Below are 25,091 nucleotides of genomic sequence, written 5' to 3'. Positions count from 1 at the left end.
CACATCCCATTGAACCCGGTCCGGGCCGAGGAAACCATCGATCCGAGGGATCGGATGCCGGATTTCCTGGGATTTCGTCCCGAACGGCGGGGGTGGTCGCACCAGAAAACACTAGCAATCTCGGCGGGCATCGCCGCGCCGGACACTCGCGGAGCGCACCCCCGCCGGAGTGCGGTGGATGCCGGACGATGCCCGCGCTACGGCTACGGTTACGGCGTGTTCTCGATAGCGGCCCTGGTCCCGTCGCCGCCGTTGCTGGTGCCCGAACTGTGTGGGCGTCCCGGCGCGCCGGGCGGCGATCCCGACGACCCCGTCGCGGTGCTGCGCGCCGCCGCCTTGGACGCGGCCACCGCGCTCGCCGCGTCGGCCGCGCGCTGGACCGTCCTCGGCGTCGGCGCGCACGACCAGAACTTCCCGTCCACGACCAGAGGGACCTTCCGCGGCTTCGGCGCCGACGTCGTCGTCGGGCTCGGCCCCGCGCCGCGCGAGCCGGCGCCGGCAGACGCCCAGCTTCCGCTGCCGGTCCTGATCGCCGGATGGTTGCGGGAGCAGGTCGCGCCCGGGGTCGAGGTCACCGCGCGGCTGCTCGCCGCCGACACCGCGCCCGCCGAATGCGCCAGGATCGGCACCGCGCTGCGCGCCGAACTCGACGCCGACCCGGCCCCGCACGCGGTGCTCGTCGTCGGGGACGGCGCGGCCACCCTCACGGTGCAGGCGCCCGGCTACCTCGACGAGCGCGCGGCCCCGGAGCAGCAACGCGTCGACGCCGCGTTGCGTGCCGGTGCGCGGGCCGGGCTCGCCGCGCTCGACCCGGCGCTGTGCGCGGATCTGCTGATCGAGGGCAGGGCCGCCTATCAGGCGCTGGCCGGACTGTTCGCCGCCGATCCGGCCGATCCGCGGGTGCGTACCCTCTATCAGGCCGCGCCCTTCGGGGTCGGCTACGACGTGAGCGTGTGGCAACCGGGTGGACGGGAAGGGATCGAGCTGTGACGAGCCGGCAGGTGCGTCCCGTCGCGGTCGTCGGACCGACGGCCACCGGGAAGTCCGATCTGGCGCTGGATCTGGCGCAGCGGCTCGACGGCGAGATCGTCAACATCGACGCGATGCAGCTCTACCGCGGCATGGACGTGGGCACCGCGAAGCTGCCGGTCGCGCAGCGGCGCGGGATCACCCACCACCTGCTCGACGTCCTCGACGTCACCGAGACCGCGACCGTCGCCGCGTATCAGAGCGCCGCGAGCGCGATCGTCGAAGACCTCCTGGGCCGCGACCGCACGCCGGTCATCGTGGGCGGCTCGATGATGTACGTCCAGGCGCTGCTGGACCAGTGGGACTTCCCCGCGACCGATCCGGAGGTCAGGGCGCGCTGGGAGGCGGTGCTCGCCGAGGGCGGCGTGCACGCGGTCCACGCGGCGCTGAAGCAGGCCGACCCGGTCGCCGCGGCCACCATCCTGCCCACCGACGGCCGACGGATGGTGCGCGCGCTCGAGGTGGTCGAACTGACCGGACAGCCCTTCGCGGCCTCGGCCCCGACCATCGGCCCGCCGCGCTGGGACACCGTCATCCTCGGCGTCGACCGCGAGACCGCCGAGCTGGACGCCCGCATCGAGCGGCGCACCGCGCTGATGTTCGACACCGGCCTGGTCGAGGAGGTGCGCGGCCTGCTCGAGATCGGGCTGCGCGACGGCCAGACCGCCCGCCGCGCGATCGGCTACGCCCAGGTGCTGGCCCATCTCGACGGCGAGTACGACCTCGCCCACGCCCGCGAGCGCACCCTGATCGGCACCCGCCGGTACGTGCGCAGGCAGCGGTCGTGGTTCCGCCGCGATCCCCGGGTGACCTGGGTCGACGGCGCCGATCCCGAGCTCGCCGCGACCGCGCTGGCACTGCTCGACGACCAGATGGGACAGACAGCGCAGTGACGCGACGAGTGAGCACCCGCAACGCCTCGGTGCAGGTGTGGCAGGCCTACCTGAGCAACCGGACCAAGCGGCATCGCGACGGCCGGTTCCTCGTGCAGGGCGTGCGCCCGATCACCCAGGCGCTGGCCAACGACTGGCCGCTGGAAACGCTGCTCTACCGGCTCGGCGGGCCCGACCTGTCGAGCTGGGCGCGCGAGGTCCTCGACACCGCCGAGGTGCCGCAGGTCGGGCTGGTGCCCGAACTCATGGCCGAGCTGGGGGAGAAGTCGGCCAGTGCACCGGAGATCGTCGCGGTCGCGGTCTCGCGGCAGCCGGAGCTGGCCGACTACGCGCCGGGCGAGCCGGGCGAGGACGCCCCCGTCGTCGTGGTGTTCGACCGCCCCAACTCGCCGGGCAACCTCGGCACGCTGATCCGCTCGGCCGACGCCTTCGGCGCCTCCGGGGTGATCGTCACCGGGCACGGCGCCGACCAGTTCGACCCGCAGGCGGTGCGGGCCTCCACCGGCTCCCTCTTCGCAGTACCCGTCCTGCGCGCCCCGGGACCCGCCCAGGTGCTCGAGTTCCGGGACCGACAGGTCGCGCGCGGCATCCCCACCCGCATCGTCGGCACCGACGAGCACGCGCCGAGCACCATCTACGACTACGACTTCACCGAGGCCACGATCCTGGTGGTCGGCAACGAGACCTCCGGGATGAGCACGGCCTGGGCCGAGGCCTGCGACGACCTGGTGACCATTCCGATGGGCGGCACCGCCAGCTCGCTCGGCGCGCCCTCGGCCGGGGCGATCAGCCTCTACGAGATCGCCAGGCAGCGGCGCACCTTCGCCCGGTAGCGCGCCGCTCGACGGCGGGGAGGACAATGGTCGGCGTGTCCGACATCGAATTCAGCAAGGGCCACGGCACCGAGAACGACTTCGTCGTGCTGCCCGACCCGCAGGTCCAGCTCGACCTGACCGTCGATCGCGTCGCCGCCCTGTGTGATCGGCGCCGCGGGCTCGGTGCCGACGGTGTGCTGCGCGTGGCCCGCGCGGGCGCCCTGCGCACCGCGGGCGTGCTCGAGGCGCTGCCCGAGGGCGTCGGTGCCGACGACTGGTTCATGGACTACCGCAATGCCGACGGCTCGATCGCAGAGATGTGCGGCAACGGCGTGCGGGTCTTCGCGCACTACCTGGTGGCGTCGGGGATGGAGTCGCGCACCGAGTTCGTCGTCGGCAGCCGCGCGGGCGCCCGGCCGGTGGTGGTGCACGCCGCGGGACCGGTCGACGGCGAGGTGACCGTCGACATGGGCGTGGTCCGCGAACTCGGCCCCTCCACCGCGACGCTGGGCGGCTGGGCACTGGCGGGCATCGGCATCGACGTCGGCAATCCGCACCTGGCCTGCGTCGACGACACGCTCACCGCCGAGGCGCTGGCGAAGCTGGATCTCACCGCCGCGCCCGGCTTCGATCCGGATCTGTTCCCGCACGGGGTCAACGTCGAGATCCTCACCCCGCTCGACGCGGGCAACGCCGTCGACATGCGCGTCTACGAACGCGGGGTCGGCGAGACCCGCTCCTGCGGAACAGGCACCGTCGCGGCCGCGGCCGCCGCCCTCACCGCCGCGGGCGTCGCGGTGGGCACCGGGTCGGGCGAGGTGACGGTGCGCGTGCCCGGCGGGCAGGTGCTGGTCGGCATCGCCGCGGGACGGGCGAGCCTGCGCGGCCCGTCGGTGCTGGTGGCGGCCGGTGCGATCGGCCGGGAGTGGTGGGACGCGCGGTAGCGGGATAACCGGATGCGTCCTGTCACCGTGACGTGGCAGCATGGAGGTTGTATGACGACATCTGAGAACCCCACAGAACCCACCTCGACCGAGTACACCGACCCGGCCGAGCCTGACGTGACCGCCGATCGCGGCGACGTCGACGACGCGCTGGCGCGGCACGCGGCCCGCATGCAGCGCCCCGGCTGGTCGGCCGAACCGACCGTCGGCGAGATGCAGCTCGACGAGCGTTCCTCGCTGCGCCGCGTCGCCGGTCTGTCCACCGAACTCACCGACATCACCGAGGTCGAATACCGCCAGCTGCGCCTGGAACGGGTCGTGCTGGTGGGTGTCTGGACCACCGGCAGCGCCGCCCAGGCCGACGCGAGCATGGTCGAGCTGGCCGCGCTCGCCGAAACCGCGGGCTCGGAGGTCCTCGAGGGCCTGATCCAGCGCCGCGACAAGCCCGACCCGGCCACCTACATCGGTTCCGGCAAGGCCGAGGAACTGCGCACGATCGTGCTCGAGACCGGCGCCGACACGGTCATCTGCGACGGTGAGCTCACCCCGGCGCAGCTCACCGCGCTGGAGAAGGTCGTGAAGGTGAAGGTCATCGACCGCACCGCGCTGATCCTCGACATCTTCGCCCAGCACGCCACCTCCCGCGAGGGCAAGGCCCAGGTCGCCCTCGCGCAGATGGAGTACATGCTGCCGCGGCTGCGCGGCTGGGGTGAGTCCATGTCCCGGCAGGCCGGTGGTCGCGCGGGTAGCAACGGCGGTGTGGGTCTGCGTGGTCCCGGTGAGACCAAGATCGAGACCGATCGCCGCCGCATCCGCGAGCGCATGGCCAAACTGCGCCGCGAGATCCGCGAGATGAAGACCGCCCGCGACACCATGCGCGCCAAGCGCGCGGGCAGCGGCGTGCCCGCGGTCGCGATCGTCGGCTACACCAACGCGGGCAAGTCCAGCCTGATGAACGCCCTCACCGGCGCCGGCCTGCTGGTGCAGGACGCGCTGTTCGCCACCCTGGATCCGACCACTCGCAGGGCCGCCCTCGACGACGGCCGCGAGATGGTGTTCACCGACACCGTCGGTTTCGTCCGGCACCTGCCGACCCAGCTGGTCGAGGCGTTCCGCTCGACGCTGGAGGAGGTCACCGGCGCCGACCTGCTGCTGCACGTCGTCGACGGGTCCGATCCGCTGCCGCTGGAGCAGATCAGGGCCGTGCGCGAGGTGATCACCGATGTGATCAAGGAGCAGGGCACCGCGGCGCCGCCGGAACTGCTGGTGATCAACAAGATCGACGCGGCCGACCCGAACGAGCTCACCCGCCTGCGCGGGCTGCTGCCGGAGGCGGCGTTCGTCTCCGCGCACACCGGCGCGGGCGTGGAGCAGCTGCGCGAGCGGCTGTCCGAGGTGCTCGGCGGACTCGACGTCGAGATCAGTGTGCTGCTGCCCTACAGCCGCGGCGATCTACTCGCGCGCATCCACGCCGACGGCCGGATCATCTCCTCCGACCACGAGGAAGGCGGCACCAGGGTCCGCGCGCGGGTACCGCACGCGCTGGCCGCCGCGCTGTCGGAGTACGCGCACGCAGGCCCGGCGGAGGTCGTCCCGAACTGAGCCGACCAGTGGGATTTGCCACATGGTCGCGGTCAAGATCGATGCGACACAGTCATTTTCCGGCGCTATGGTCGATTGTCGACAGCAGGAGGGTGTTATGTCGAACGACCAGCGGGGTGCACAGACAGTGAGTGGGAACAACAGCGGGGGATCGGTCGGGCAGGGCGACCGGATCCTCTCCGACAACGCACCGCTGAATCCGTCGCCGAGCGAATGGGAGATCCGGGCGTTCGAGGCGGTGTTCGCGCCGGTGCGGGCCTGGGCGAGCCCGCGCTTCTACGGCCTGGAGAACATTCCGGCCGAGGGGCCGGTGCTGATCGTGGCCAACCACAATCTGCTCGGCGGGATCGACGCGCCGCTGCTCATGCCGGAGATCCTGCGGGCCAGGGGCAGGCTGGTCCGCGGCCTGGCCGAGCACGTGCTGATGGTGCCCGGCGTCCGGCACCTGCTGCACCGCTTCGGCGCGGTGCGCGGGACCAGGTCGAACTGCCTGGCACTGCTCGAGCGTGGCGAGGCGGTGGTGGTGTTCCCCGGCGGCGGCAGGGAGGCGATCCGGCGCAAGGGCGAGAAGTACGCGCTCAAGTGGGACAACCGCACCGGCTTCGCGCGGATGGCCATCCAGGCGGGCGTGCCGATCGTGCCGCTGGCGATGATCGGCGTGGACGACGCGTTCGACATCGTCTTCGACGGGCAGCATCCGGTGATGCGCCCGCTGCGCTGGACGTGCAGCCTGCTCGGCATCAACCCCGAGCTCAATCCGCCGATGGTCAAGGGCATCGGCCCGACTCCGCTGCCGCGGCCGGAACGCTTCTACTACTCGGCGGGCACGCCGATCGACCCGACGCCGTGGCTCGAGGCCGAGGATCTCGACACCGCGGCCGCCGACCTGCGCGATGTCGTGCGCAAGAGCCTGGAGGAGGAACTGCAGTTCCTGTTCTCCGAGCGCGAGCGCGATTCCGGCCGCACCCTGGTCGGGCGACTGCGCGGGGCACTGCCCTTCTGAGCGTCGCCGGGCCGGAATGCCGCCGGTCCGGCCTGCGTTACCCGCTATACGGACTCGAGTCCGGATAGCGGGAAGGTGGACGACGATGACGACGGCGCAGGTACGGGTGATACCGGGTGGCGATCGGGCGCACTGGTGGAACGCCTGGCTCGACTCCCGGCAGTCGTTTCCAGCGACCGGCAACTTCGTCCTGGAGGACAACGCGCACGGGCTGCTGCTGGTGCACAACGAGGACGTCGTCGCACCGGGCGAGGGCTTCGACACCCATCAGCACCGCGACACCGAGATTCTCACCTGGGTCCTGGAAGGCACCGTGGTGCACCAGGATTCGGCGGGCCACTCCGGCGTGATCCGGCCCGGACTGGCCCAGCGGATGAGCGCGGGCACCGGCATCCGGCACTCCGAGCGCAACGGGGCGGGCTACCGCGAACGCGACAGCCTGCACGTGGTGCAGATGTGGATCCCACCGGACACGCAGGGCGTCTCGCCGAGCTATCGGGAGCTCGACATCGACGGCGACCTGCGCGGCAACGAACTGGTGCCGGTGGCCTCCGGCATGCCGCGCCACCGCGGCGCCGCCGCGATCGGACTGGGCAACCGGCACGCCACCTTCCATGTGGCGCGCCTGGAACCGGGCCGCGCGATCACCGTGCCGGACGCGCCCTACGGGCACGTGTTCGTGGCCCGCGGCAGTGTCGACTTCGAGGACCACGGAACCCTGACCCAGGGCGACGCGGTGCGCCTGACCGCGGCGGGCGGCCATCGCGTCACCGCGGTGACCCCCGCCGAACTCCTGATCTGGGAGATGGACGCCGGCGTGCGCTGACCGGTCAGACCTTGCGGATGACGGTGACGACCTTGCCCAGGATTTGCGCGTCGTTGCCCGGGATCGGTTCGAAATGCGGGTTGTGCGGCATCAGCCACACGTCCTTGCCGCTGCGCTTGAACGTCTTGACGGTGGCCTCGCCGTCGATCATCGCCGCCACGATGTCGCCACCCTCGGCCACATTCTGCTGGCGGACCACGACCCAGTCGCCGTCGCAGATGGCCGCGTCGACCATCGACTGGCCGACGACCTTGAGCAGGAACAGCGATCCGTCGCCGACCAGCTCGCGCGGCAGCGGGAACACGTCCTCCACGGCCTGTTCCGCCAGGATCGGCCCGCCGGCGGCGATGCGGCCGAGGACGGGGACGAAGGTGGGGGTCGGCCGATTCGCGTCGACCTCGTCGACGGACTCCACCGGGAGCGCGGTCACGGAGCGGACCGCCTCGTCCAGGCCGCGGACGTTCACCGCGCGTGGCCGGTTCGGATCGCGGCGTAGGTAGCCCTTGCGTTCGAGTGCCCGCAGCTGATGTGCCACCGAGGAGGTGGAGGTGAGGCCGACCGCGTCGCCGATCTCGCGGATGCTGGGCGGGTAGCCGCGCTCGGTGACCGAGGTCCGGATGACCTCGAGGACCGTGCGCTGACGCACGGTGAGATCCGCTCCGGATCCCGATGTGACGGTGCCGGTAGCGCTTTCGTCACCCGTGTCGTCTGTGTGGGTCACCGTGTCCCGCCCTTTCGCTGGTCGAATTCGCTGTTCCGAGGTTAGTCGCGCCACGCCGAACTATCAAACATCTGTTCGAGCATGTCGGGCGTTTCGTGCTGACATCGCCGTTCTCGCGTGGTAGAAATCGAACATCAGTTCGTCGCACAGATGTTCGAATGGCACACCACCCCGGAGGTTCTTCCGATGAGCACAGCGACCGGCGCCCTGCAGTCCTACGACCACACCGCCTACCCCGAGCCCGCCGTCCGGCGGCGCCGTTCGGCCCGTGCGCGGCGACCCTTCTCGCTCGTGCGCGGCGGCGATGCCGTCGCGCGCCGCGCGCCGCGGGAGCTCCCGCGTCCCGCACGGGAATCGCGGCCCGAGCGGCCCCGCCCCGAGATCTCGCGTGGTCCCGCCGCCGAGGTGTTCGCCGGCTACGGCACCGCGGGTCCGGCCGCCGCGCGCGCGGTCCTCGTCGAAGCCTCGCGCAGGCCCGCCGACGCGGCGCTGGACATCGCGTTCGCCACGGTGCCGCGCACGGATTCGCCCGCGCCCCGGGTCGCGCGCCCGGCGCGCGCCGATCGTGGCCCGCGCGTGGCCGGGCGGCCCGCGGCGGGCGCCCTGTACGGCCGGGTCGCGGGTGTCGGCCCCACGCGCGGCGCGCATCCGGTACGCCGGGTCGAGCGCGCGCAGATCGGGTTCGCCACCCTGGCGGTGGTCGCGCTGGCGACCGCGTTGGTGGTCATGGCCTTCCTCGGTCTCGCGCACGTGCGAGCGGGGAGTTTCAGTGATCGCGTCGAGCCGATGGGGTCGTCGATCTCGCAGTCGGAGGGCGCTTCGTCGGCAGTGCTGTCCGAGACAGTTCGATAACGTCAAAAAGCCTGCGCAGGACCGGTTTTCGCGCCGTTTTCGGCAGCCGATCTACGATCGAACTGATCGAAAAGCGCCCACAGAACTAGAACACGTTGCTAAGTTGACGAGCATTCTGAGCCGGGGCAGGTAGGGCCCGCGGCCGAACTGGATGCGAGGTCACGGTGCGCCGCTGCTCTATCGCCCTGTTGCTCAGCCTGATCCTCGGCGCGCTGCTCGCGCCCGCTGCTCGCGCCGTCCCCGCGTACGCGGACTACCTCGACCTCCCCGCGGTCAATGCCGAGGGCGAGTTCGGTGGAGGTCTGCACCCGGCGCTGCCGCTGAGCGCCCCGCCGCTGCTCGCCGCCCTGGAGGAGGCCAGGGCCGACGGGATCGCACCGGCCCGGTACGGCACACTGCTGCACCAGTATTGGCTCGTCGTCGCCACCGACAACGCGGGCATCGACCTCGCGAGCTGGGAGCCCTATCGCGGCGTCGCCGCCAATGCCGCGACTTTCCCGCAGGTGTATGTGAACTACTTCCGCATCGCCGCCGCGCGCCCGGACTTCTACTGGGCCGGGCTGGCCGGGCTGGCGGGCGGTTCCTTCGCCTCCGGATTCTTCGATCTCGGCGACATCGGCGGTCTGCTGTCGGTCGGCGGTACCCACGAACTAGGCAGCACGGTCGCCGACCTGCTGCGCGTCACCCCGCCCGAACTCGTCGCCGCGCTCCCGGCCGACATCGGCGGGCTGGCCACGCTCGGCCCCCGGCTGAGCGCCGCCGATCTGGCCTGGTACCAGACCAGGTTGATGATCATGCAGAAACACATCTTCCTCGACCTGGTGCCGATGCATGAGGCGTACCTCGCCGACGGAATGGCCGGGATCGACGAGATGCGCGCCGCGGGGGTGATCAACGACCACGTCCGCACCGCGTGGGTCGGCATCGACAGCGGAACCGACGAGGGCCGCGCCGACGCGCTGGTCCGGATGGCCGACCGTGAACAGAACGAGATCATCGCCGACCAGTGGGACGTGACCGCCGCCGGACGCGACGGCATGGGCAGGGTCATGACGTATGTGACCACCGTCGGCGGCAAGGCCGCGGTGCCCGGCACCCGCGCGCCGGGGCAGTACGACCCGGTGACGGTGCGCGCCGGTGCGCTCGGCCTGCGGGTGCCGCTGCCCGACTTCAACTGGGCCGACCGCGACACCCGCTGGGCCTACATCGTCGACGACCTGCTGCCCCGCCATCTCGAGCTCTGTCTCGACCGGGCGCGGGCGCTGTCGGTGTTCCGCGAACCGTTCCAGGCCAAGCTCGACCGGGGGCGGATGGTCGCGCGGCTACCGGAGTTGATCACCGATCTCACCACGCAGTGGCAGGTGGTGCAGTAGTGACAGGTATTCTGTCAAGTGCCATGGAGTAGCGTCGCATCGACGAAGGAACCCTCGGATGCATTGCCCGTATTGCCGACACCCTGACTCGCGAGTCGTCGACTCGCGGGAAGTCGAGGAGGGCACGGCCATCCGCCGTCGGCGGTCGTGTCCGTCCTGCGGTCGCCGGTTCACCACCGTCGAGACCGCGATCCTGTCGGTGGTCAAGCGCAGTGGCGTCACCGAGCCGTTCAGCCGGGAGAAGGTGATCGTCGGCGTGCGGCGCGCCTGCCAGGGCCGCGAGGTCGACGACGACGCCCTGAACCTGCTGGCCCAGCAGGTCGAGGACGCGGTCCGCGCCAAGGGTTCCCCCGAGGTGCCCAGCCACGAGGTGGGCCTGGCCATCCTCGGCCCGCTGCGCGATCTCGACGAGGTGGCTTACCTGCGCTTCGCCTCGGTGTACCGATCCTTCACCAGCGCAGCCGATTTCGAACGCGAGATCACCGAGATGCGCAAGGCGCGCACCGCCGCCGTCGCGGACTGAGCCGGGCGCTCAGCGGCGGATCGCGCTGATCGCCTTCTCGATCCGCTTGGTGGAGACCGGATACGGCGTGCCCAGCTTCTGCGCGAACAGGCTCACCCGCAATTCCTCGATCATCCACCAGATCTCGGTGACGTCGCGGGCGTGGCGGCGACCCTCCGGCAGACTCCGGACCAGCTTGTCGTAGGCGGCGAGCATGCGATCGACCTCGACCATGCCCTGTCGATCGCGGACCGCGGAGCCGGGCAGTGATTCGAGGCGTTGCGCGGCGGCGAGCAGGTAGCGGGGGAGCTCGCGCAACCGGACCCGGCCCCATTCGGCGACGAAACCGGGGAACAGCAGGTCGTCGAGCTGGTGGCGGGCGTCGTCGGCGATGTCGGATTCGACGGTGTCGGCCAGGGCGGCGCGGGCCCGGTGCGCCGCCGCCAGGACGGGCACGACCGTGCGGATCAGGGCGGTGACGGCGCCGGTGAGCTGGGGTCGCACGGTGGCGACGAGCCGGTCGAACTCCTCGGGCGTGTGGACCGGCCCGCCCGCGGCGGCGATGAGCTCGTCGGCGGCCGCGACCCGGCAGTCCTCGACCAGCTTGTCCAGTGACCCGTCGGGATTCTGGCTCAGCGACAGCCGGTCGGCCGCGGGGAGCCCGGCGGTGACGGCTTTGGTGGAGGTCGGCACGGCGGCCAGCAGCAGGGTGCGCACCCCAGCCCGCATGGCGGCGGCCTGGGCGGCGGGGGAGCTGAGCACCCGCACGGCCACGCCCTCGCCTTCGGGGACCAGCGCCGGGTATCCGGTCACCGTCTGCCCGGCGACCTCGCGACGCACGGTAGGGGCCACCGATCCCAGCGACTCCGAGGTCCACACGGTCGCGGGCGCGCGTTCGGCGCCTGCGGTCGCGCGGGCAACCGAAGCCGAAACCTGTTCGGCCAGCAGCGTTTTGAGCTGGGCGAGATTCTTGCTCTTGGCGAGCACCTTGCCGTGCCGGTCGACGGCGGCGAAGGTCATGCGCAGGTGGTCCGGCAGTGCCGTCGGGGCGAGGTCCTCGGCGGTGATGGTGACCGAGCCGAGACGCGAGAGCTCCCTGGCCAGGCCGGTGCGCAGCGGCTCGGCCCGGGGTGTGAGCTCGCGCAGGGCGGCCGCGGCGAAGTCGGGGGCGGGAACGACGGTGCGGCGCAAGGCCTTCGGCAGGGTCTTGATGAAGGCGGCGGCCAGTTCCTCGCGCATGCCGGGCACCAGCCAGTCGAAACCGACGGCGCGCACGTGCGCGAGCTGTTCGACCGGAATCCGCACGGTCACGCCGTCGTCGTCCTGGCCCGGCTCGAACTGGTAGGTCAGCGGGAAGCTCAGTTCGCCCTGGCGCCAGGCGTCGGGGAAATCGGTGGGATCCAGCGCCGCCGCCCCGGCGTTGACCACGGTCTCGGTCGAGAAGTCCAGCAGCGCGGGATCCTGGCGCTCGGCCTTGCGCCACCAGCTGTCGAAATGGCGGACCGAGACGATGTCGGCGGGGATGCGCCGGTCGTAGAACTCGAACAGCACCTCGTCGTCGACGAGGATGTCGCGGCGGCGGGCCCGGTGCTCGAGATCGGCGACGTCGTCGATCAGGGCGCGGTTGCGGGCGAAGAAGCCGTGCCGGGTCTGCCATTCGCCCTGCACCAGCGCGTGCCGCAGGAACAGCTCGCGGGACAGTTCCGGGTCGATGCGCCCGAAATCGACCGGGCGGCCGGTCACCAGCGGCACACCGTAGAGCGTGGCGCGCTCGTAGGCACGCGCCGCGCCCCGCTTGGCCGACCAATGTGGTTCGGAGTAGGTGCGTTTCACCAGATCGCCCGCGAGCCGCTCGGCCCATTCCGGCTCGATCTTCGCGGTGATCCGGCCCCACAGCCGCGAGGTCTCCACCAGTTCGGCGGCCATCACCCAACGCGGCGGCTTCTTGGCCAGCGAGGACCCGGGAAAGATCATGAACTTGGCGTTGCGCGCACCGAGGAACTCGCGCGACTCGGCCTCCCGCACGCCGATGTGCGACAGCATCCCGGCCAGCAGCGCCTGATGGATCTGCGCGCTGGGCCACGGCATCGCCTCGTCGGCGGCCTCGGCGGGCTGTCCCGCACGGGCACCGTCGCGGCCCTGTCCATCGCGGTCCGCACGGCCACCACGCCTGCCGCGACCGGCCTCCGCCCCCTGTGCCGAGCGCGATGCGTTGTCGCGCGCACCGGATCGGCCGGAGCGCGAAGACCTCTCGGACGATCCGCTCGTGGACGCCGCGTCCGACGGAGCGCCCGCGCTCGCCGAATCCGCAGGCGCGCGTTGCGGTTTCGCGGAGCCGCGCCCGCGCCGGGAGCGAGTCGCCCGCTGGTCGTGCTCTGCCGGGGAACCCCCGGGCTCGTTCCAGCCCAGGCCGCGGGTGATGGTGCGCAGCTGACCGTGCAGGTCCTGCCACTCCCTGATCCGCAGGTAGTGCAAGAACTCGTCGCGGCACATGCGCCGGAACTGGTTGGACGACAGCGACTTGCGCTGTTCCGTCAGGTAGTCCCACAGACGCAGGTAGGCCAGGAAGTCCGAGCCGTCGACGGTGAACCGCGCGTGCTGGGTGTCGGCGGCCTGCTGATGTTCGACCGGGCGTTCGCGCACGTCCTGGATCGACAGCGCCGCGACGATCACCAGTACCTCGTCCAGGCAGCCGTTGCGGTGCGCTTCGACCAGCATGCGCGCCATGCGGGGGTCCACCGGCAGCTGCGCCATCTCCCGGCCGATGGCGGTGAGCGAGAGATGTCCCCGCGAGTCCGCTTCGGCGTCCACGGTTTTCGAACTCCCGTGGGCGAGGGCACCGAGTTCCTCCAGCAGGGCGATGCCGTCGCGGATGGCGCGGCGATCGGGGGCCTCGACGAACGGGAAGCTCTCGATGTCGCCCAGGCCGAGCGCGGTCATCTGCAGGATGACCGCGGCCAGATTCGTGCGCAGGATCTCCGGTTCGGTGAACGCGGGCCGCGACTCGAAATCGTCCTCCGAGTAGAGGCGGATGCAGATGCCGTCGGCCACACGGCCGCAGCGGCCGGAGCGCTGCCGCGCCGAGGCCTGCGAGATCGGCTCGATGGGCAGACGCTGCACCTTGGTGCGCATCGAATAGCGGGAGATCCTGGCGGTGCCGGGATCGACGACGTAGCGGATGCCCGGCACGGTCAGCGAGGTCTCGGCGACATTGGTGGCCAGCACCACGCGGCGGCCGGTGTGCGGCGCGAACACCTTGTGCTGCTCGGCGGCCGACAGGCGCGCGTAGAGCGGGACGATCTCGGTGCGCGCGAGTCTCAGGTCCCGCAGCGCGTCGGCGGTGTCGCGGATCTCGCGCTCGCCCGACAGGAACACCAGCACGTCGCCGTCGCCCTCGGCGAACAGCTCGGTGACCGCGTCGGCGATGGCGTCGGTGGGGTCACGGTCGACGACGCGGGTCTCGTCCTCGTCGTCCCCGTCGGAGCCGGGCAGCTCCAACGACAGTGGGCGATAACGCAGTTCGACCGGATACGACCGGCCCGACACCTCGACGATCGGGGCGGGCGTGCCCTGCGCGTCGGCGAAGTGACGGGCGAACAGCTCCGGATCGATGGTGGCCGAGGTGATGATCACCTTGAGATCGGGGCGCTGGGGCAGCAGCTGTTTGAGATAGCCGAGCAGGAAATCGATGTTGAGGCTGCGCTCGTGGGCCTCGTCGATGATGATCGTGTCGTAGCGGCGCAGCAGCCGGTCGCGCTGGATCTCGGCGAGCAGGATGCCGTCGGTCATCAGCTTGACCAGGGTGCGGTCCGAGGCCTGATCGGTGAAGCGGACGGTGTAGCCCACCACATCGCCCAGCTCGGTGCCCAGTTCCTCGGCGATGCGCTCGGCGACGGTGCGCGCGGCCAGCCTGCGCGGCTGGGTGTGCCCGATGGTGCCGCGGATCCCGCGCCCGAGCTCGAGGCAGATCTTGGGGATCTGGGTGGTCTTGCCCGATCCGGTCTCACCGGCGACGATCACCACCTGGTGCGCGGCGATGGCCTCGGCGATGTCGTCGCGGCGCGCGGAGACCGGCAGTTGCTCGGGGTAGCGGATGGCCGGAACCGCCGCGCGGCGAGTGGCCACGCGGGTCTCGGCGGCGGCGATCTCGGCGTCCAGCGCGGGCAGATCATCGGGGCGCGCCCGGTCGAGCTTGCGCCGGAGCCGGTGTTCGTCGCGCAGCGAGACCTCCGCCAGGCGGGTGCGCAGCGCGCGGGTTCCGGTGCTAGCTGTCCTGGTCATTGCGTGTACCAGCGTAGCGAAGGCCGCCACCGGTTTTTCCCGCGCGCGGTCGATGCGCGCCTCGCCGAGACCAACGACACACCGCGTCCCGGCTCGGATATCTCGCGCGCGTCGGCCCCGCGGGCGCGACGCGGGCGCGAAGCGACGCCCGACCTGCCCGGCGACGGCCCCGGGACGTGCGAAGATCCCGGCACAGGTGGTCGAGCCGGAGCCACCGCGCGTGAGCGGTGAGCGCCGACCGGCGAGAACGGAGGCAGCATGAGCGCATCGACCGGTACGCCGCCGTGGGTCCGGGCCTATCGGCTCGGATTCGCCGTCCTCGGGCTCGTCGCGCTGCTGTGGATCCCGCTGCGCAACATGGACTCGGCCACGTTCTCGCTCACGAACTTCCTGAGCTACTTCACCATCGAGTCCAACGTCCTCGCCGTGATCGTCCTGGCGATCGGGGGCGTGCGGGCGCCGCAGAGCGAACGCTGGCAGATCGTTCGCGGCGCGGTGACCCTCTACATGCTCATCACGATGGTGGTGTACGCCGTGCTGCTGGCCAACATCGACGTGATGCTCACCGACAAGTGGATCAACGACATCATGCACCGCTACCTGCCGCTGGTGCTCGTGCTCGACTGGCTGCTGGTCGCGATGCCGCGGCGGTTGCGGGTGAGTCCCGCGCTGATCGGCCAGTGGTTGATCTTCCCGTTGGTCTACGGGATCTACACGCTGATCCGCGGTCCGATCGCCGACTGGTATCCGTATCCGTTCATCGACCCGCGCGGGCAGGGGTACCTGTCGATGGCCCTCGGCCTGGTCGTGCTGACACTGGTGTTCGCGATTCTCGCGGTTGCCGTGGCGTCGCTGGGGGATCTGCGCGCGTGGTGGCGGGATCGCCGGTCCGCGGACTGAGACATCGGTGGGTACGGCGAGCGCGCCAGGAGCAGTTCGGGTAAGTGTGGAGCCATGAATGCGCTCTGGCATGGATTCGCCGATATGGGTGCCGTCAACCGTGACGGCGCGTTCGTCGTCGCCCGTGGTGACGGTGCCTACGTCTACGACACCGCGGGCACGCGGTACCTCGACGCCACCGCCGGGCTCTGGTTCGCCAACGTCGGCCACGGCCGCGCCGAGATCGCCGACGCGGTCGCCGCGCAGTTGCGCACCATCGCCCACTACTCCAACTTCGGTGACCTCACCGAGCCGGCGACCCAGGAACTCGCCGAGAAGCTGTCGACGATCGCGCCGGTGCCGGGCAGCAAGATCTTCTTCACCTCCGGCGGCTCGGACTCGGTGGAGACCGCCGCCAAGCTGGCCCGCCGGTACTGGCACGAGCTCGGCCGTCCGTCCAAGAAGATCCTCGTCGGCCGTCGGCTGGCCTATCACGGCATGCACTACGCGGGCACCTCGATCGGCGGCCTGGCCGGTAACCGCGAGGGCTACGGCGAGCTGGTCGCCGACACCCGCACCGTCGAATGGGACGACGCGAAATCGCTGCTCGCCCTGATCGAGGAGATCGGCGCCGAGCAGATCGCGGCCTTCTTCTGCGAGCCGATCATCGGCGCGGGCGGGGTGTACCTCCCGCCGGAGGGCTATCTGGCCGAGGTCAGGCAGATCTGCCGCGACAACGACATCCTCTTCGTCGCCGACGAGGTCGTCACCGGGTTCGGCCGGATCGGCGGCTCCTGGTTCGCCTCCACCCGGTTCGGTCTCGAACCCGACCTCGTCACCACCGCCAAGGGCTTGACCTCGGGCTATGTCCCGATGGGCGCGGTGTTCATCGCGCCGCGCCTGGCGGAGCCGTTCTTCGCGGGCGGGGTCTGGTGGCGGCACGGCTACACCTACGGCGGGCACGCGGGCGCGGCCGCCGCGGCGCTGGCCAACCTCGCCATCGTGGAGCGGGAGGGGCTGCTGGAAGAGGCTGCGCGCCTGGAGAACACGCTGCACGTGGCGCTGGCACCGCTGGCCGAGCACCCGCGGGTGGCAGAGGTCCGCAGCGGTCTCGGCGCCGTCGCCGCCGTGCAGCTGGCGGACCCGACCGAAGGGCCCGCCCTGGTGAAGACCCTGCGCGAGCACGGCATCTCGGGCCGCGCGGCCGGGCAGGGCGCCATGCAGATCTCGCCCTCGTTCGTGATGACCGACGCGCAGGTCGCCGACCTCGTCGAGGGCTTCACCCGGGCACTGGGCTGAGCCGATCCGGGGTCAGTCGCCGTGCGTCGGGCCCCGGTGCAGACGGGCCGCACGCGCGTTGAGATAGCGCTGTTCGGGCACACTCGCGGTGAGTTGGGCGGCGCGCCGGTAACTCTCGAGCGCCCGCTGGGCGTCTCCGGTCATCTCCAGCAGATGCGCGCGCACGGCATGGGTGCGGTGGTGCCGGGCCATCGCGGGATCGTCGAGCAGGGGCGTCACCAGCGCCAGACCGCGGTCGGGACCCTCCGCCATACCGACCGCGACCGCGCGATTGAGGGTGACGATCGGACTCGGCGCCACGCGGTCCAGCATCGCGTACAGCACGGCGATCTGCGCCCAGTCCGTCTCCGCCCAGGTCGCCGCCTCGGCGTGGACCGCCGCGATCGCGGCCTGCAGCTGGTATCGGCCGACGGGTCCGCGCGGTAGCACCCGCTCCAGGATCGCCACGCCCTCGGCGATTGCCGCCCGGTCCCACTGCTCGCGATCCTGCTCGGCCAGCGGAACCAGCTCGCCCGCGCGCAGCCGCGTCGCCGACCTGGCGTGGGTGAGCAGCATCAGCGCCAGCGCCCCTGCCGCCTCGTCGTGTTCGGGGATCGCGGCGTGCAGACTCCGGGTCAGCCGGATCGCTTCGGCCGAGAGCTCCCGGTCCACCAGCGCGTCACCGGCCGAGCGGGTGTGGCCCGCGACGAACAGCAGGTGGCACACGTCGAGCACGGCCGCGATCCGCTCCGGCAGCTCGGCGCGTGCCGGCAGGGTGAACCGGGCGCCCGCGGCGCGCAGTGTCGCCCGCGCCCTGGTCAGCCGCTGGGTCATCGTCCGTTCCGGGACGAGGTAGGCCGCCGCGATCCGGGCGGTCGACAGCCCGCCGACGGCGTGCAGGGTCAGCGCCACCTGCGACGGACGGCTCAGGCTCGGATGACAGCACAGCAGAAGCAGTCGCAGCGTGTCGTCGGCCTCCGCGCGCTCCGCGTCGGCGGCCGGGGCCAGGTACGCGTCGGCGGGGTTCGCCGTCGCCACCGCCTCCTCGCGACCCGACCGCGCCCGGTCGGCCCGCACGCGGTCGATCAGCCGTCGCGAGGCGACGGTGATCAGCCAGCCCCGTGGGTCGGCCGGGGTTCCGTCGCGGTCCCACTGCGCGAGCGCGGCCGCCGCTGCCTCCTGCGCGGCGTCCTCGCAGTCGCCGAGATCGCCGTGCCTGCGCAGCAGGGCGGCCAGGACGTACGGCGCCTCGTGCCGCCACACGTCCGCGACCACCCGCGCCGTCACTGCTCCTCGCCGCCCGGCCACATCATCGGCCGCAGTTCCACCGTCTCGCCGGGGCCGGCGAACCGCGCCACGATCTGTTCGGCCCGCGCCGAGCTCTCCACGTCGATCAGGAAGAACCCGGCCAGATGCTCCTTGGCCTCCGAATAGGGCCCGTCGCTGACCAGCGGTTTGCCGTCGGCCCAGCGGTAGAGCCGCGCCGACTCGGGCGCGGCCAGCGCCTCCCCACCGAGCAGTTCGCCCCGCTCCTGCAACTCGCCGAGCAACTGCTCGAAGTCGGCGCCGACGCGGTCCCGCTCCGCCTGGGACATCGTCTCGTACTCGGGCAGGTAGTCGGAGGTGGGATGCCCCCACGGGCGGGGGTTGGAGTGGATCAGGATCACGTACTTCATCACGGCTCCTTCGCTTTCGCGGATGCGTCCGGTCGACCCATCCTCACCCAGAACGTCGGAGCCGAGGCGGCGATGTCGACATCGCCGGCGGGCTCAGGCCGGATCGAGTTCGCGGGTGAAGAACCGGCTGTACGGATCGAGCACGTAGTCCGCGAACGGACCACACTCGACGAAGCCGTGCCGCAGATACAGCCGCCGCGCCGGCGCGAAGAAGTCCTCGGCGCCGGTCTCGAGGCTCAGCCGGGTGTAGCCACGGGCGCGCGCCTCGCCGACGATCTCGGCCAGGACGGCGGCCGCGACCCCGCGCCCGGTGAATCCCTCGGCGGTACGCATGGACTTCACCTCGCCGTGCCCGGCGTCGAGCGCTTTCAGCGCCCCGCACCCGGCGAGGTCCTCGCCCACCCAGGCGCTCCAGACGGTGATCGCCGGATGGCGCAGGGCGGTCAGGTCGAGGGCGTGCATGCTGCAGGCGGGGGAGTTGGCGGCCATCTCGGTGTGATGACCGGCCAGCAGGTCGCGGATCGCGGCACCGGCGAGATCGTCGACGGTGACGCGCACCGCGGCACGGGTGGGGGTGTCGGGCATCGCTCCATGATCCGACACGACGGCCGCGACCGCGCGCTGGGGGAAACGCCACCCGCGGACGCGCCCTCGGTGCGAGCATGGAGGGGCTCGGGTGGGCGAGTCGAAGGTGGTGGGGTGTGGCCGAATTCGTGCAGCAGTACGCAGTCGTGCGCTGGCCGGTCGTCGCGGCGTTCCTGCTCGCGCTGGGCATCGTCGCGGTCCGGCTCGCTCGCGGGCGCACCGACCACCGGGCCGACGCCGCGGCCGACAGCGCGCATCTGCTCATGTGCCTGGTGATGCTGGCGATGCTGGTCTTCCCCGCCGCCACCCACCCGCACGCCGTGCGCGGCCTGCTCACCGCGCTCACCGTCGCGTTCGCGATGCTGCTGGCCGAACGCGTCCTCGGCCTGCGGGCGGGAACCGCCACCGGCGACGGCGTCGCGGCCCTGGGCTATCACACCCTGGCCGCGGCGGCCATGCTCTACGCGATGGCCGGGCACGACACCGGGCACACGGCCGAGGGGCCGAGCTGGCCCGCCGTCACACTGGCCGTTCTGTTCACGCTGGACGCGGTGCTCGCCCTGGGCACCGCGCGTCACGGCGGGCGCTGGCACCGGTTCGCGCACCCCGCCGGCGCCCACCCGCTGACCTCGGCGCTGGTGCCGCACGTGGTCATGGATATCGGTACCGCGTTCATGCTGATCGCCGCGATCGGGCGGTGAATACCGATCCACAACCGCCCGGGCTGCGAATTGCCGTTGTGCGGACAGGAATTCGACGATGAACCGGCACCGCCGACCCGGCCCGGTGTCGCGCGCCGCGCAGCCCGCCGTCGAGTCGTCCTGCGGCGCCGAGGATCGCGACGCGGTGCGCGAGCTCTACCGCGCCACCGGCGCCGCGGCCTTCGGGCTCGCGCTGCGCGTGCTGCACCGCCGCGGCTCCGCCGAAGACGTTGTCCGCGAGGCCTATCGGTGTCTGCGCGCGGCGCCGCGCCACGTCGACGGGAAGAACGCCGCGCCCGCGTCGTCGTCCGCCGCGCCCGCACCCGCCCCTGATCTCGGAACGCCCTGGGGCCGTTCGGCATTCGTGGCCGGTCTCGGCACGACCGCGCATCGGGGGCCGGACGACCTCGACCCGCCGGTGGCCGAGGACGCGGTCGACAGCGAGCACTGCTGGCTGCTCGCGCAGGTCCACCGGCTCGCGGTGCGGCGGCTGCGACTGGACCGGAACGACACCGACGACCTGCCCTGGCTCGCGGCCGCGGCCCGGCTCGGTTTCGCCGATCCGCTCGACAGTCACTGCGAGGTGTTCGTGCTCGCCTATTACGGTGGCCGCACCTACCGGGCGATCGGCCGGGAACTAGGGCTGCGCGTTCCGGTGGTCACCCGGCTGCTGGCCGACGGTATCGAGCGCCTTGCCGAACAACGCGCCGCCGAGCTCGCGGTGCCGCAACCGGCAGCCCCGCCCGGCTCGCTGCTCGCGCTCGCCGACGCCTACGCCCTCGACGCGGTCGCCGAACTCGAACATCACCACATCGAGAACAAGCTCGCCGCGACGCCCGCGCACCGCCTCGACCGCTTCGCGGCGAGGGTCAACGGCGTGCACGAGGTCCTCGCCCGGCTGGCCGTCGACGACCAGCGGACACCGCCACGGCAACTCGAGGCGCGGATCCTCGCCGACCTCGGCACCGAGCCGCCCCGGCGTGGCCACTGGCCGAACCGGCCGCCCTGGTTGCGCAGGCTCGGCGGCGCGGGGGAGTGAACGTCAGAGCACGACGGTGTGGTCCTCGGCGACCCTGCCGCCGAGCCGAACCCAGCCGTCGGAATCCCACTCGGTGTAGAGCTGCGAACCCTGGCCCTGGGTCACCACCAGTCCGCGGCGCAGCTGTCCGGTGAGCGCGACCGCCGCGGCGCCGGTCGCCTCGTCCTCGGCGATGCCCATGGCGGGGGCGAACATCCGCGAGCGCAGGGCACCGCGGGTCTCGTCGGTCCAGGTCCAGAAGTAGTGCTGGCCCTCGCTGAAGTCGTCCGGGCGCAACAGCGCCAGTTCCTCGGGCGTCTCCAGCTGGTGGAAGGCGAACTCCGGCGCCCATTCCGCGCGGGCGGTGATCCAGGTGATCCCGTCGGTCTGGTCGACCGCGACCGGCCCCGCGGGCACCTGCAACGTGTGCACCGGCATGCGCTGCGCCGCGAGCCACCAGGCGGTGCCGACGCTCGGATGTCCGGCGAAGGGCAGTTCCACGGCGGGGGTGTAGATGCGGACGCGGGCCACCCCGTCGACGGGGTCCTCGACGACGGTCGTCTCGCTGAATCCCAGCCGCGCGGCCAGTTCCTGCTTGTCGAGCGCGACGACGTCGCCGGCGCGCGCGATGCCGAGCGCGTTGCCGAGCCCGCCGGCGGCATCGGTGAACACCCGGACGACCTCGACCTGCACATCGGGGGCTTCTGGCGCATCGTGTGCGTTCATGATCACGAGCGTACCGGCCGGGTCTCGGCCCCGGCGGCAGCGTTTTCGCGCGGGTCGTGACTGTGGGAAACGATCTCGGCCCCGACCGGTGGGACCGGTCGGGGCCGAGTGGAGCGGGTGGATCAGACGGCGGCCGCGGCCAGCGCCTCGGTGGACTGCACCGCCTGGCCGACACCGGCGACGATCGCCGCGGCGCGCAGCGACTCGAAGATCACCTCGCGCGACACACCGGCGTCGCGCAGCGTCTTCTCGTGCGCCTCGAGGCAGTGCGCGCAGCCGTTGATCGAGGACACGGCGAACGACCACAGCTCGAAGTCGGCCTTGTCGACCCCCGGGTTGCCGATGATGTTCATCCGCAGCCCGGCGCGCAGGTCGTCGTAGCGACCCTCCAGGAACGCCTTGCCCCGGTAGAACACGTTGTTCATGCCCATGATCGAGGCCGCGCCCAGCGCCGCGTCGTACGCCTCGGCCGAGAGCGTGTCGGCCGCCTCCTCGGCGATCTCGCGCAGCGTGGTGGCCGAGCGGGTGGCCGCGGCCGACGCGAGCAAGGTGCCCCACAGCTGCTGCTCGGTGAGCACCGTGGTGCGCGCGAGCGAGGACAGGTTGAGCTTGAGGTCCTTGGCGTACTCGGGCAGCGAGTTCTTCAGGTTCTCGATGCTCATGTGGGGACTACCTCCGGGATCTGAGATGTGATGGGGGAGAAGCGAACCTGATCAGACGCTGGCGGAGAGCAGCTCGCCGGCGTTGATGGTCGGGTCGCCCTTCTTCCAGTTGCAGGCGCACAGCTCGTCGGACTGCAGGGCGTCGAGCACGCGCAGCACCTCGTCGACATTGCGGCCGACCGAGCCCGCGGTCACGGAGACGAACTGCACCTCGTTGTTCGGGTCGACGATGAAGGTGGCGCGGTCGGCGACGCCGTCGGCGTTGAGAACGCCGGTGGCGGTGGCCAGTTCACGCTTGAGGTCCGACAGCATCGGGAAGGGCAGGGTCTTGAGATCCTCGTGCTGGGCCCGCCACTGGAAGTGCACGAACTCGTTGTCCACCGAGGCGCCGAGGACCTGGGTGTCGCGGTCGGCGAACTCGTCGTTCAGCTTGCCGAACGCCGCGATCTCGGTGGGGCACACGAAGGTGAAGTCCTTGGGCCAGAAGAACACGACGCGCCACTTGCCCGCGTGGTCGTCGCTGGTGATCTGGGTGAAGTAATCGTCGGGCTGCTGCGCGTCGACCTTCGACAGGTCACCTCCGATGACGGCCTTGAGGTTGTATGCCGGGAACTGGTCGCCGATGGTCAGCAGAGCCATTACGCGTCTCCTCATTCGTGGTGTTGGCGCTCATCGTGTGAGCTCGTGGTGATCTTGCCGAAAGCGTACTGAAAGGTAAAGCCGATCGCTCGTCGTACACTGATAGGCGTGACTGATCAGACTTATCAGCCAACCCTCTCGCAGCTGCGTGCGTTCGTCGCCGTCGCCGAATACCGGCATTTCGGCACCGCCGCAGCGCGTTTGACTGTGAGCCAACCCACGTTATCGCAGGCCCTGGCATCACTGGAAAACGGACTCGGGCTGCAGCTGATCGAGCGCAGCACGCGGCGGGTGCTCGTCACCGCGGCGGGGATGCGGCTGCTGCCGCAGGCGATGGCGACCCTCGAGGCAGCCGACCGATTCGTCGCCTCGGCCACGGGCGACGGGCTGGGCGGCGTGCTGCGCCTCGGCATCATCCCCACCGTCGCGCCGTACGTGTTACCCGAGCTGCTGCCCGAGTTACGCCGCAAGCTACCGAGCCTGGTGCCCCAGGTCGTCGAGGACCAGACCGCCCGGCTGCTCGACGCGCTGCGCACCGGCGTCCTCGACGTCGCGCTGCTCGCGCTGCCCACCGACGCGCCCGGCCTGGTCGAGATCCCGCTCTACTCCGAGGAATTCGTACTCGTCACCCCGCGCGGACACGAATTGGCCGGGCGCACCGACCTGTCCGTCCCCGCCCTGGCCGACCTGCCGCTGCTGCTGCTCGACGAAGGCCACTGCCTGCGTGATCAGACGTTGGAGGTGTGCCGTACCGCCGAGGTGCATCCGGGCGCCGTCGGCGACACCAGGGCCGCCTCGCTCACGACGGTGGTCCAGTGTGTCGCGGGTGGACTCGGCGTCACGCTGGTGCCGGAGATGGCCGTGGCCGCCGAGACCGCGCGCGGCACCCTCGACACCGCGCGCTTCGCCGATCCGGCGCCGGGCCGCACGATCGGGCTGGCCTATCGCGCTTCCTCCGCGCGCGCCGAGGATTACGAATATCTGGCCGCGGTCATTCGTTCGAAGCGGCCGTTCTAGATATCATCTGTTCGCACGACGCCATTCCTGGCCCCGAGTGCTTTGGTGAATACGGTGACGGTCCCGCCATGGGGCCGGCACGTCGAAAAAGTTCATCTGTAAGGAATGGCCATGTACAAGTTCCGTTCAACCATCGCGGTGCTCGCTTGTGCGCCGTTGATCGCTCTCGGTGCCGGCGTAGCCGGCGCAGCACCCGCGGCGGACCCTGCCCCCGTCCCCGTCGCACCGGTGCCCGTGCAGGTCGAGCCCGCCGTGTTGTCGCCGTTCATCACCATCCCCGGCGCGCTGCTGACCTGTGTCCCGCTGCTGGTGACACTGCCCATCCTCTACCCGGTGTGCGTGGTCTGACACGCCGATGATCAAGTCAAGGAGTAATCGAGGCACTCCCGCACCCTCGTGCGAGAGTGCCCCGAGGGCATGGGCTCGCGGGTGGCTCCTCGCAGCCGCGCTGATGCTGGTATGGGCGAGCGCCGGGACCGCGCACGCGGCCGCGCCGGTGACGCTCGGTGGTGGTTCGGGCATCGTCTTCGACGGTGGCGCGACATGCACACTCACCACGATCGGCTACGACGGCGCAGGTCAGCTCGTCGGCTTCACCGCGGCACACTGCGCGGAGGCCGGCACGGGAGTCGCGGCGGAGGCTGATCAGGAGGCCGGGAACGTCGGCACGGTCGCCTTCGTCAACAGCGATCTCGACTACGCCGTCATCGGGTTCGACGCGGGCCTGGTGAATCCGGTGAACCGGGTCGGCTCGACCTCGATCACCGGGATCGGGCTGCCCGCGCAGTTCCCGGTCGTCGCCTGCAAGGAGGGGCGGACGACGGGACAGACGTGCGGTCTGGTCTACGGCGACGTCTTCGGCGGCGCCACCTGGACGCTGACCCAGATCTGCGTGGCGGTCGGTGACTCCGGCGGTCCGGTGGTCGTCGGCTCGACGCTGGTGGCGATCGTCAACGGCTACCTCGCGGTGCCGTGCCTCGGCCCCCATGTGGGCGCAAATTTCACTCGAATAATGGATGACGTCAATGCGCGCGGTGGGCCGGGAGTAGGTTTCCATCCCATTTGATCC

Annotated in this window: 25 protein-coding genes; 17 read left to right on the top strand and 8 right to left on the bottom strand. The window is 71.3% G+C overall.

Features of this window, described 5'->3' with window-relative positions:
• The first annotated feature begins 216 nt into the window (after window positions 1–216).
• The 7 genes from DFR69_RS02545 (at window position 217) to DFR69_RS02515 (ending at window position 7,112) form a co-directional block, all read left to right on the top strand.
• Window positions 217–990, top strand: coding sequence for a class III extradiol ring-cleavage dioxygenase family protein (locus DFR69_RS02545; RefSeq protein ID WP_110035747.1), 774 nt, complete (start codon window positions 217–219; stop codon window positions 988–990).
• A complete protein-coding gene (miaA, locus tag DFR69_RS02540; RefSeq protein ID WP_110035746.1) occupies window positions 987–1,922 on the top strand; it encodes a tRNA (adenosine(37)-N6)-dimethylallyltransferase MiaA in 936 nt (311 codons plus the stop codon). The genes DFR69_RS02545 and miaA overlap by 4 nt, the downstream gene beginning before the upstream one ends.
• Entirely contained in the window at window positions 1,919–2,755 is an 837-nt protein-coding gene (locus tag DFR69_RS02535; protein WP_110035745.1) for a TrmH family RNA methyltransferase, read from the top strand. The genes miaA and DFR69_RS02535 overlap by 4 nt, the downstream gene beginning before the upstream one ends.
• 44 nt (window positions 2,756–2,799) lie before the next feature.
• Entirely contained in the window at window positions 2,800–3,681 is an 882-nt protein-coding gene (dapF, locus tag DFR69_RS02530) for a diaminopimelate epimerase (protein WP_110036106.1), read from the top strand.
• Between the two features lie 171 nt (window positions 3,682–3,852).
• Window positions 3,853–5,283 (top strand): GTPase HflX, encoded by a 1,431-nt coding sequence (gene hflX / locus DFR69_RS02525; RefSeq protein WP_233001437.1) that lies wholly within the window; start codon window positions 3,853–3,855, stop codon window positions 5,281–5,283.
• A 127-nt stretch (window positions 5,284–5,410) separates the two neighbouring features.
• Window positions 5,411–6,286 (top strand): lysophospholipid acyltransferase family protein, encoded by an 876-nt coding sequence (locus tag DFR69_RS02520; RefSeq protein WP_244198040.1) that lies wholly within the window; start codon window positions 5,411–5,413, stop codon window positions 6,284–6,286.
• An 85-nt stretch (window positions 6,287–6,371) separates the two neighbouring features.
• Window positions 6,372–7,112, top strand: a complete 741-nt coding sequence (locus DFR69_RS02515) for a pirin family protein (RefSeq protein WP_110035742.1) — start codon at window positions 6,372–6,374, stop codon at window positions 7,110–7,112.
• A gap of 4 nt (window positions 7,113–7,116) precedes the next feature.
• On the opposite strand, the gene lexA is transcribed toward DFR69_RS02515, so the two are convergent.
• Entirely contained in the window at window positions 7,117–7,833 is a 717-nt protein-coding gene (gene lexA, locus DFR69_RS02510) for a transcriptional repressor LexA (protein ID WP_110035741.1), read from the bottom strand.
• A 186-nt stretch (window positions 7,834–8,019) separates the two neighbouring features.
• On the opposite strand from lexA, the gene DFR69_RS02505 reads away from it, so the two are divergent.
• The 3 genes from DFR69_RS02505 (at window position 8,020) to nrdR (ending at window position 10,581) form a co-directional block, all read left to right on the top strand.
• Window positions 8,020–8,685, top strand: coding sequence for a hypothetical protein (locus DFR69_RS02505; RefSeq protein WP_146229182.1), 666 nt, complete (start codon window positions 8,020–8,022; stop codon window positions 8,683–8,685).
• Window positions 8,686–8,873: 188 nt separating this feature from the next.
• Window positions 8,874–10,058, top strand: coding sequence for a hypothetical protein (locus DFR69_RS02500; protein WP_244198039.1), 1,185 nt, complete (start codon window positions 8,874–8,876; stop codon window positions 10,056–10,058).
• Between the two features lie 58 nt (window positions 10,059–10,116).
• Window positions 10,117–10,581: a transcriptional regulator NrdR gene (gene nrdR, locus DFR69_RS02495; protein ID WP_110035738.1), complete on the top strand. Its 465-nt coding sequence runs from the start codon at window positions 10,117–10,119 to the stop codon at window positions 10,579–10,581.
• Window positions 10,582–10,590: 9 nt separating this feature from the next.
• Here nrdR and hrpA read toward each other — a convergent pair whose 3' ends face one another.
• Window positions 10,591–14,841, bottom strand: a complete 4,251-nt coding sequence (gene hrpA, locus DFR69_RS02490) for an ATP-dependent RNA helicase HrpA (protein ID WP_110035737.1) — start codon at window positions 14,839–14,841, stop codon at window positions 10,591–10,593.
• Between the two features lie 258 nt (window positions 14,842–15,099).
• Between hrpA and DFR69_RS02485 the strand changes: the two genes are divergently transcribed.
• Both DFR69_RS02485 and DFR69_RS02480 read left to right on the top strand, forming a co-directional pair.
• Window positions 15,100–15,741, top strand: a complete 642-nt coding sequence (locus DFR69_RS02485; RefSeq protein WP_110035736.1) for a Pr6Pr family membrane protein — start codon at window positions 15,100–15,102, stop codon at window positions 15,739–15,741.
• 54 nt (window positions 15,742–15,795) lie between these two features.
• Window positions 15,796–17,019: an aminotransferase family protein gene (locus DFR69_RS02480; protein WP_110035735.1), complete on the top strand. Its 1,224-nt coding sequence runs from the start codon at window positions 15,796–15,798 to the stop codon at window positions 17,017–17,019.
• Between the two features lie 12 nt (window positions 17,020–17,031).
• On the opposite strand, the gene DFR69_RS02475 is transcribed toward DFR69_RS02480, so the two are convergent.
• The 3 genes from DFR69_RS02475 to DFR69_RS02465 form a co-directional block, all read right to left on the bottom strand.
• Complete coding sequence (locus DFR69_RS02475; RefSeq protein WP_110035734.1) at window positions 17,032–18,285, bottom strand: RNA polymerase sigma factor; 1,254 nt, start codon at window positions 18,283–18,285, stop codon at window positions 17,032–17,034.
• Window positions 18,282–18,674 (bottom strand): YciI family protein, encoded by a 393-nt coding sequence (locus DFR69_RS02470; protein WP_110035733.1) that lies wholly within the window; start codon window positions 18,672–18,674, stop codon window positions 18,282–18,284. Before DFR69_RS02470 ends, DFR69_RS02475 begins: the two co-directional genes overlap by 4 nt.
• A gap of 93 nt (window positions 18,675–18,767) precedes the next feature.
• Window positions 18,768–19,259 (bottom strand): GNAT family N-acetyltransferase, encoded by a 492-nt coding sequence (locus DFR69_RS02465; protein ID WP_244198038.1) that lies wholly within the window; start codon window positions 19,257–19,259, stop codon window positions 18,768–18,770.
• A gap of 116 nt (window positions 19,260–19,375) precedes the next feature.
• Between DFR69_RS02465 and DFR69_RS02460 the strand changes: the two genes are divergently transcribed.
• Entirely contained in the window at window positions 19,376–19,960 is a 585-nt protein-coding gene (locus DFR69_RS02460; protein ID WP_167456130.1) for a DUF5134 domain-containing protein, read from the top strand.
• 58 nt (window positions 19,961–20,018) lie between these two features.
• Window positions 20,019–20,999, top strand: a complete 981-nt coding sequence (locus tag DFR69_RS02455) for an RNA polymerase sigma factor (RefSeq protein ID WP_110035731.1) — start codon at window positions 20,019–20,021, stop codon at window positions 20,997–20,999.
• A 3-nt stretch (window positions 21,000–21,002) separates the two neighbouring features.
• Here the strand turns inward: DFR69_RS02455 and DFR69_RS02450 are convergent, their stop codons facing one another.
• The 3 genes from DFR69_RS02450 to DFR69_RS02440 form a co-directional block, all read right to left on the bottom strand.
• Window positions 21,003–21,704: a PhzF family phenazine biosynthesis protein gene (locus DFR69_RS02450; RefSeq protein WP_110036104.1), complete on the bottom strand. Its 702-nt coding sequence runs from the start codon at window positions 21,702–21,704 to the stop codon at window positions 21,003–21,005.
• Window positions 21,705–21,826: 122 nt separating this feature from the next.
• Complete coding sequence (gene ahpD, locus DFR69_RS02445; RefSeq protein ID WP_110035730.1) at window positions 21,827–22,366, bottom strand: alkylhydroperoxidase, AhpD family; 540 nt, start codon at window positions 22,364–22,366, stop codon at window positions 21,827–21,829.
• Between the two features lie 51 nt (window positions 22,367–22,417).
• The gene (locus DFR69_RS02440; RefSeq protein ID WP_110035729.1) at window positions 22,418–23,005 is read right to left on the bottom strand and encodes a peroxiredoxin; all 588 of its coding nucleotides are present in this window, start codon (window positions 23,003–23,005) and stop codon (window positions 22,418–22,420) included.
• A gap of 108 nt (window positions 23,006–23,113) precedes the next feature.
• Here DFR69_RS02440 and DFR69_RS02435 point away from each other — a divergent pair, with 108 nt between their 5' ends.
• The 3 genes from DFR69_RS02435 to DFR69_RS02425 all read left to right on the top strand — a co-directional run bounded on the left by DFR69_RS02435 (window position 23,114) and on the right by DFR69_RS02425 (window position 25,088).
• Window positions 23,114–24,022 (top strand): hydrogen peroxide-inducible genes activator, encoded by a 909-nt coding sequence (locus DFR69_RS02435; RefSeq protein WP_110035728.1) that lies wholly within the window; start codon window positions 23,114–23,116, stop codon window positions 24,020–24,022.
• Window positions 24,023–24,133: 111 nt separating this feature from the next.
• Window positions 24,134–24,370 (top strand): hypothetical protein, encoded by a 237-nt coding sequence (locus tag DFR69_RS02430; protein ID WP_146229181.1) that lies wholly within the window; start codon window positions 24,134–24,136, stop codon window positions 24,368–24,370.
• A gap of 103 nt (window positions 24,371–24,473) precedes the next feature.
• Complete coding sequence (locus DFR69_RS02425) at window positions 24,474–25,088, top strand: chymotrypsin family serine protease (protein WP_110035726.1); 615 nt, start codon at window positions 24,474–24,476, stop codon at window positions 25,086–25,088.
• The last annotated feature ends 3 nt before the right edge of the window (window positions 25,089–25,091 follow it).

Origin of the sequence: Nocardia neocaledoniensis, assembly GCF_003182135.1 — a bacterium.
Lineage (GTDB): Bacteria > Actinomycetota > Actinomycetes > Mycobacteriales > Mycobacteriaceae > Nocardia > Nocardia neocaledoniensis.
The sequence above is the reverse complement of the archived record's forward strand: the minus strand, read 5'-3'. Positions and strand labels throughout refer to the sequence as shown.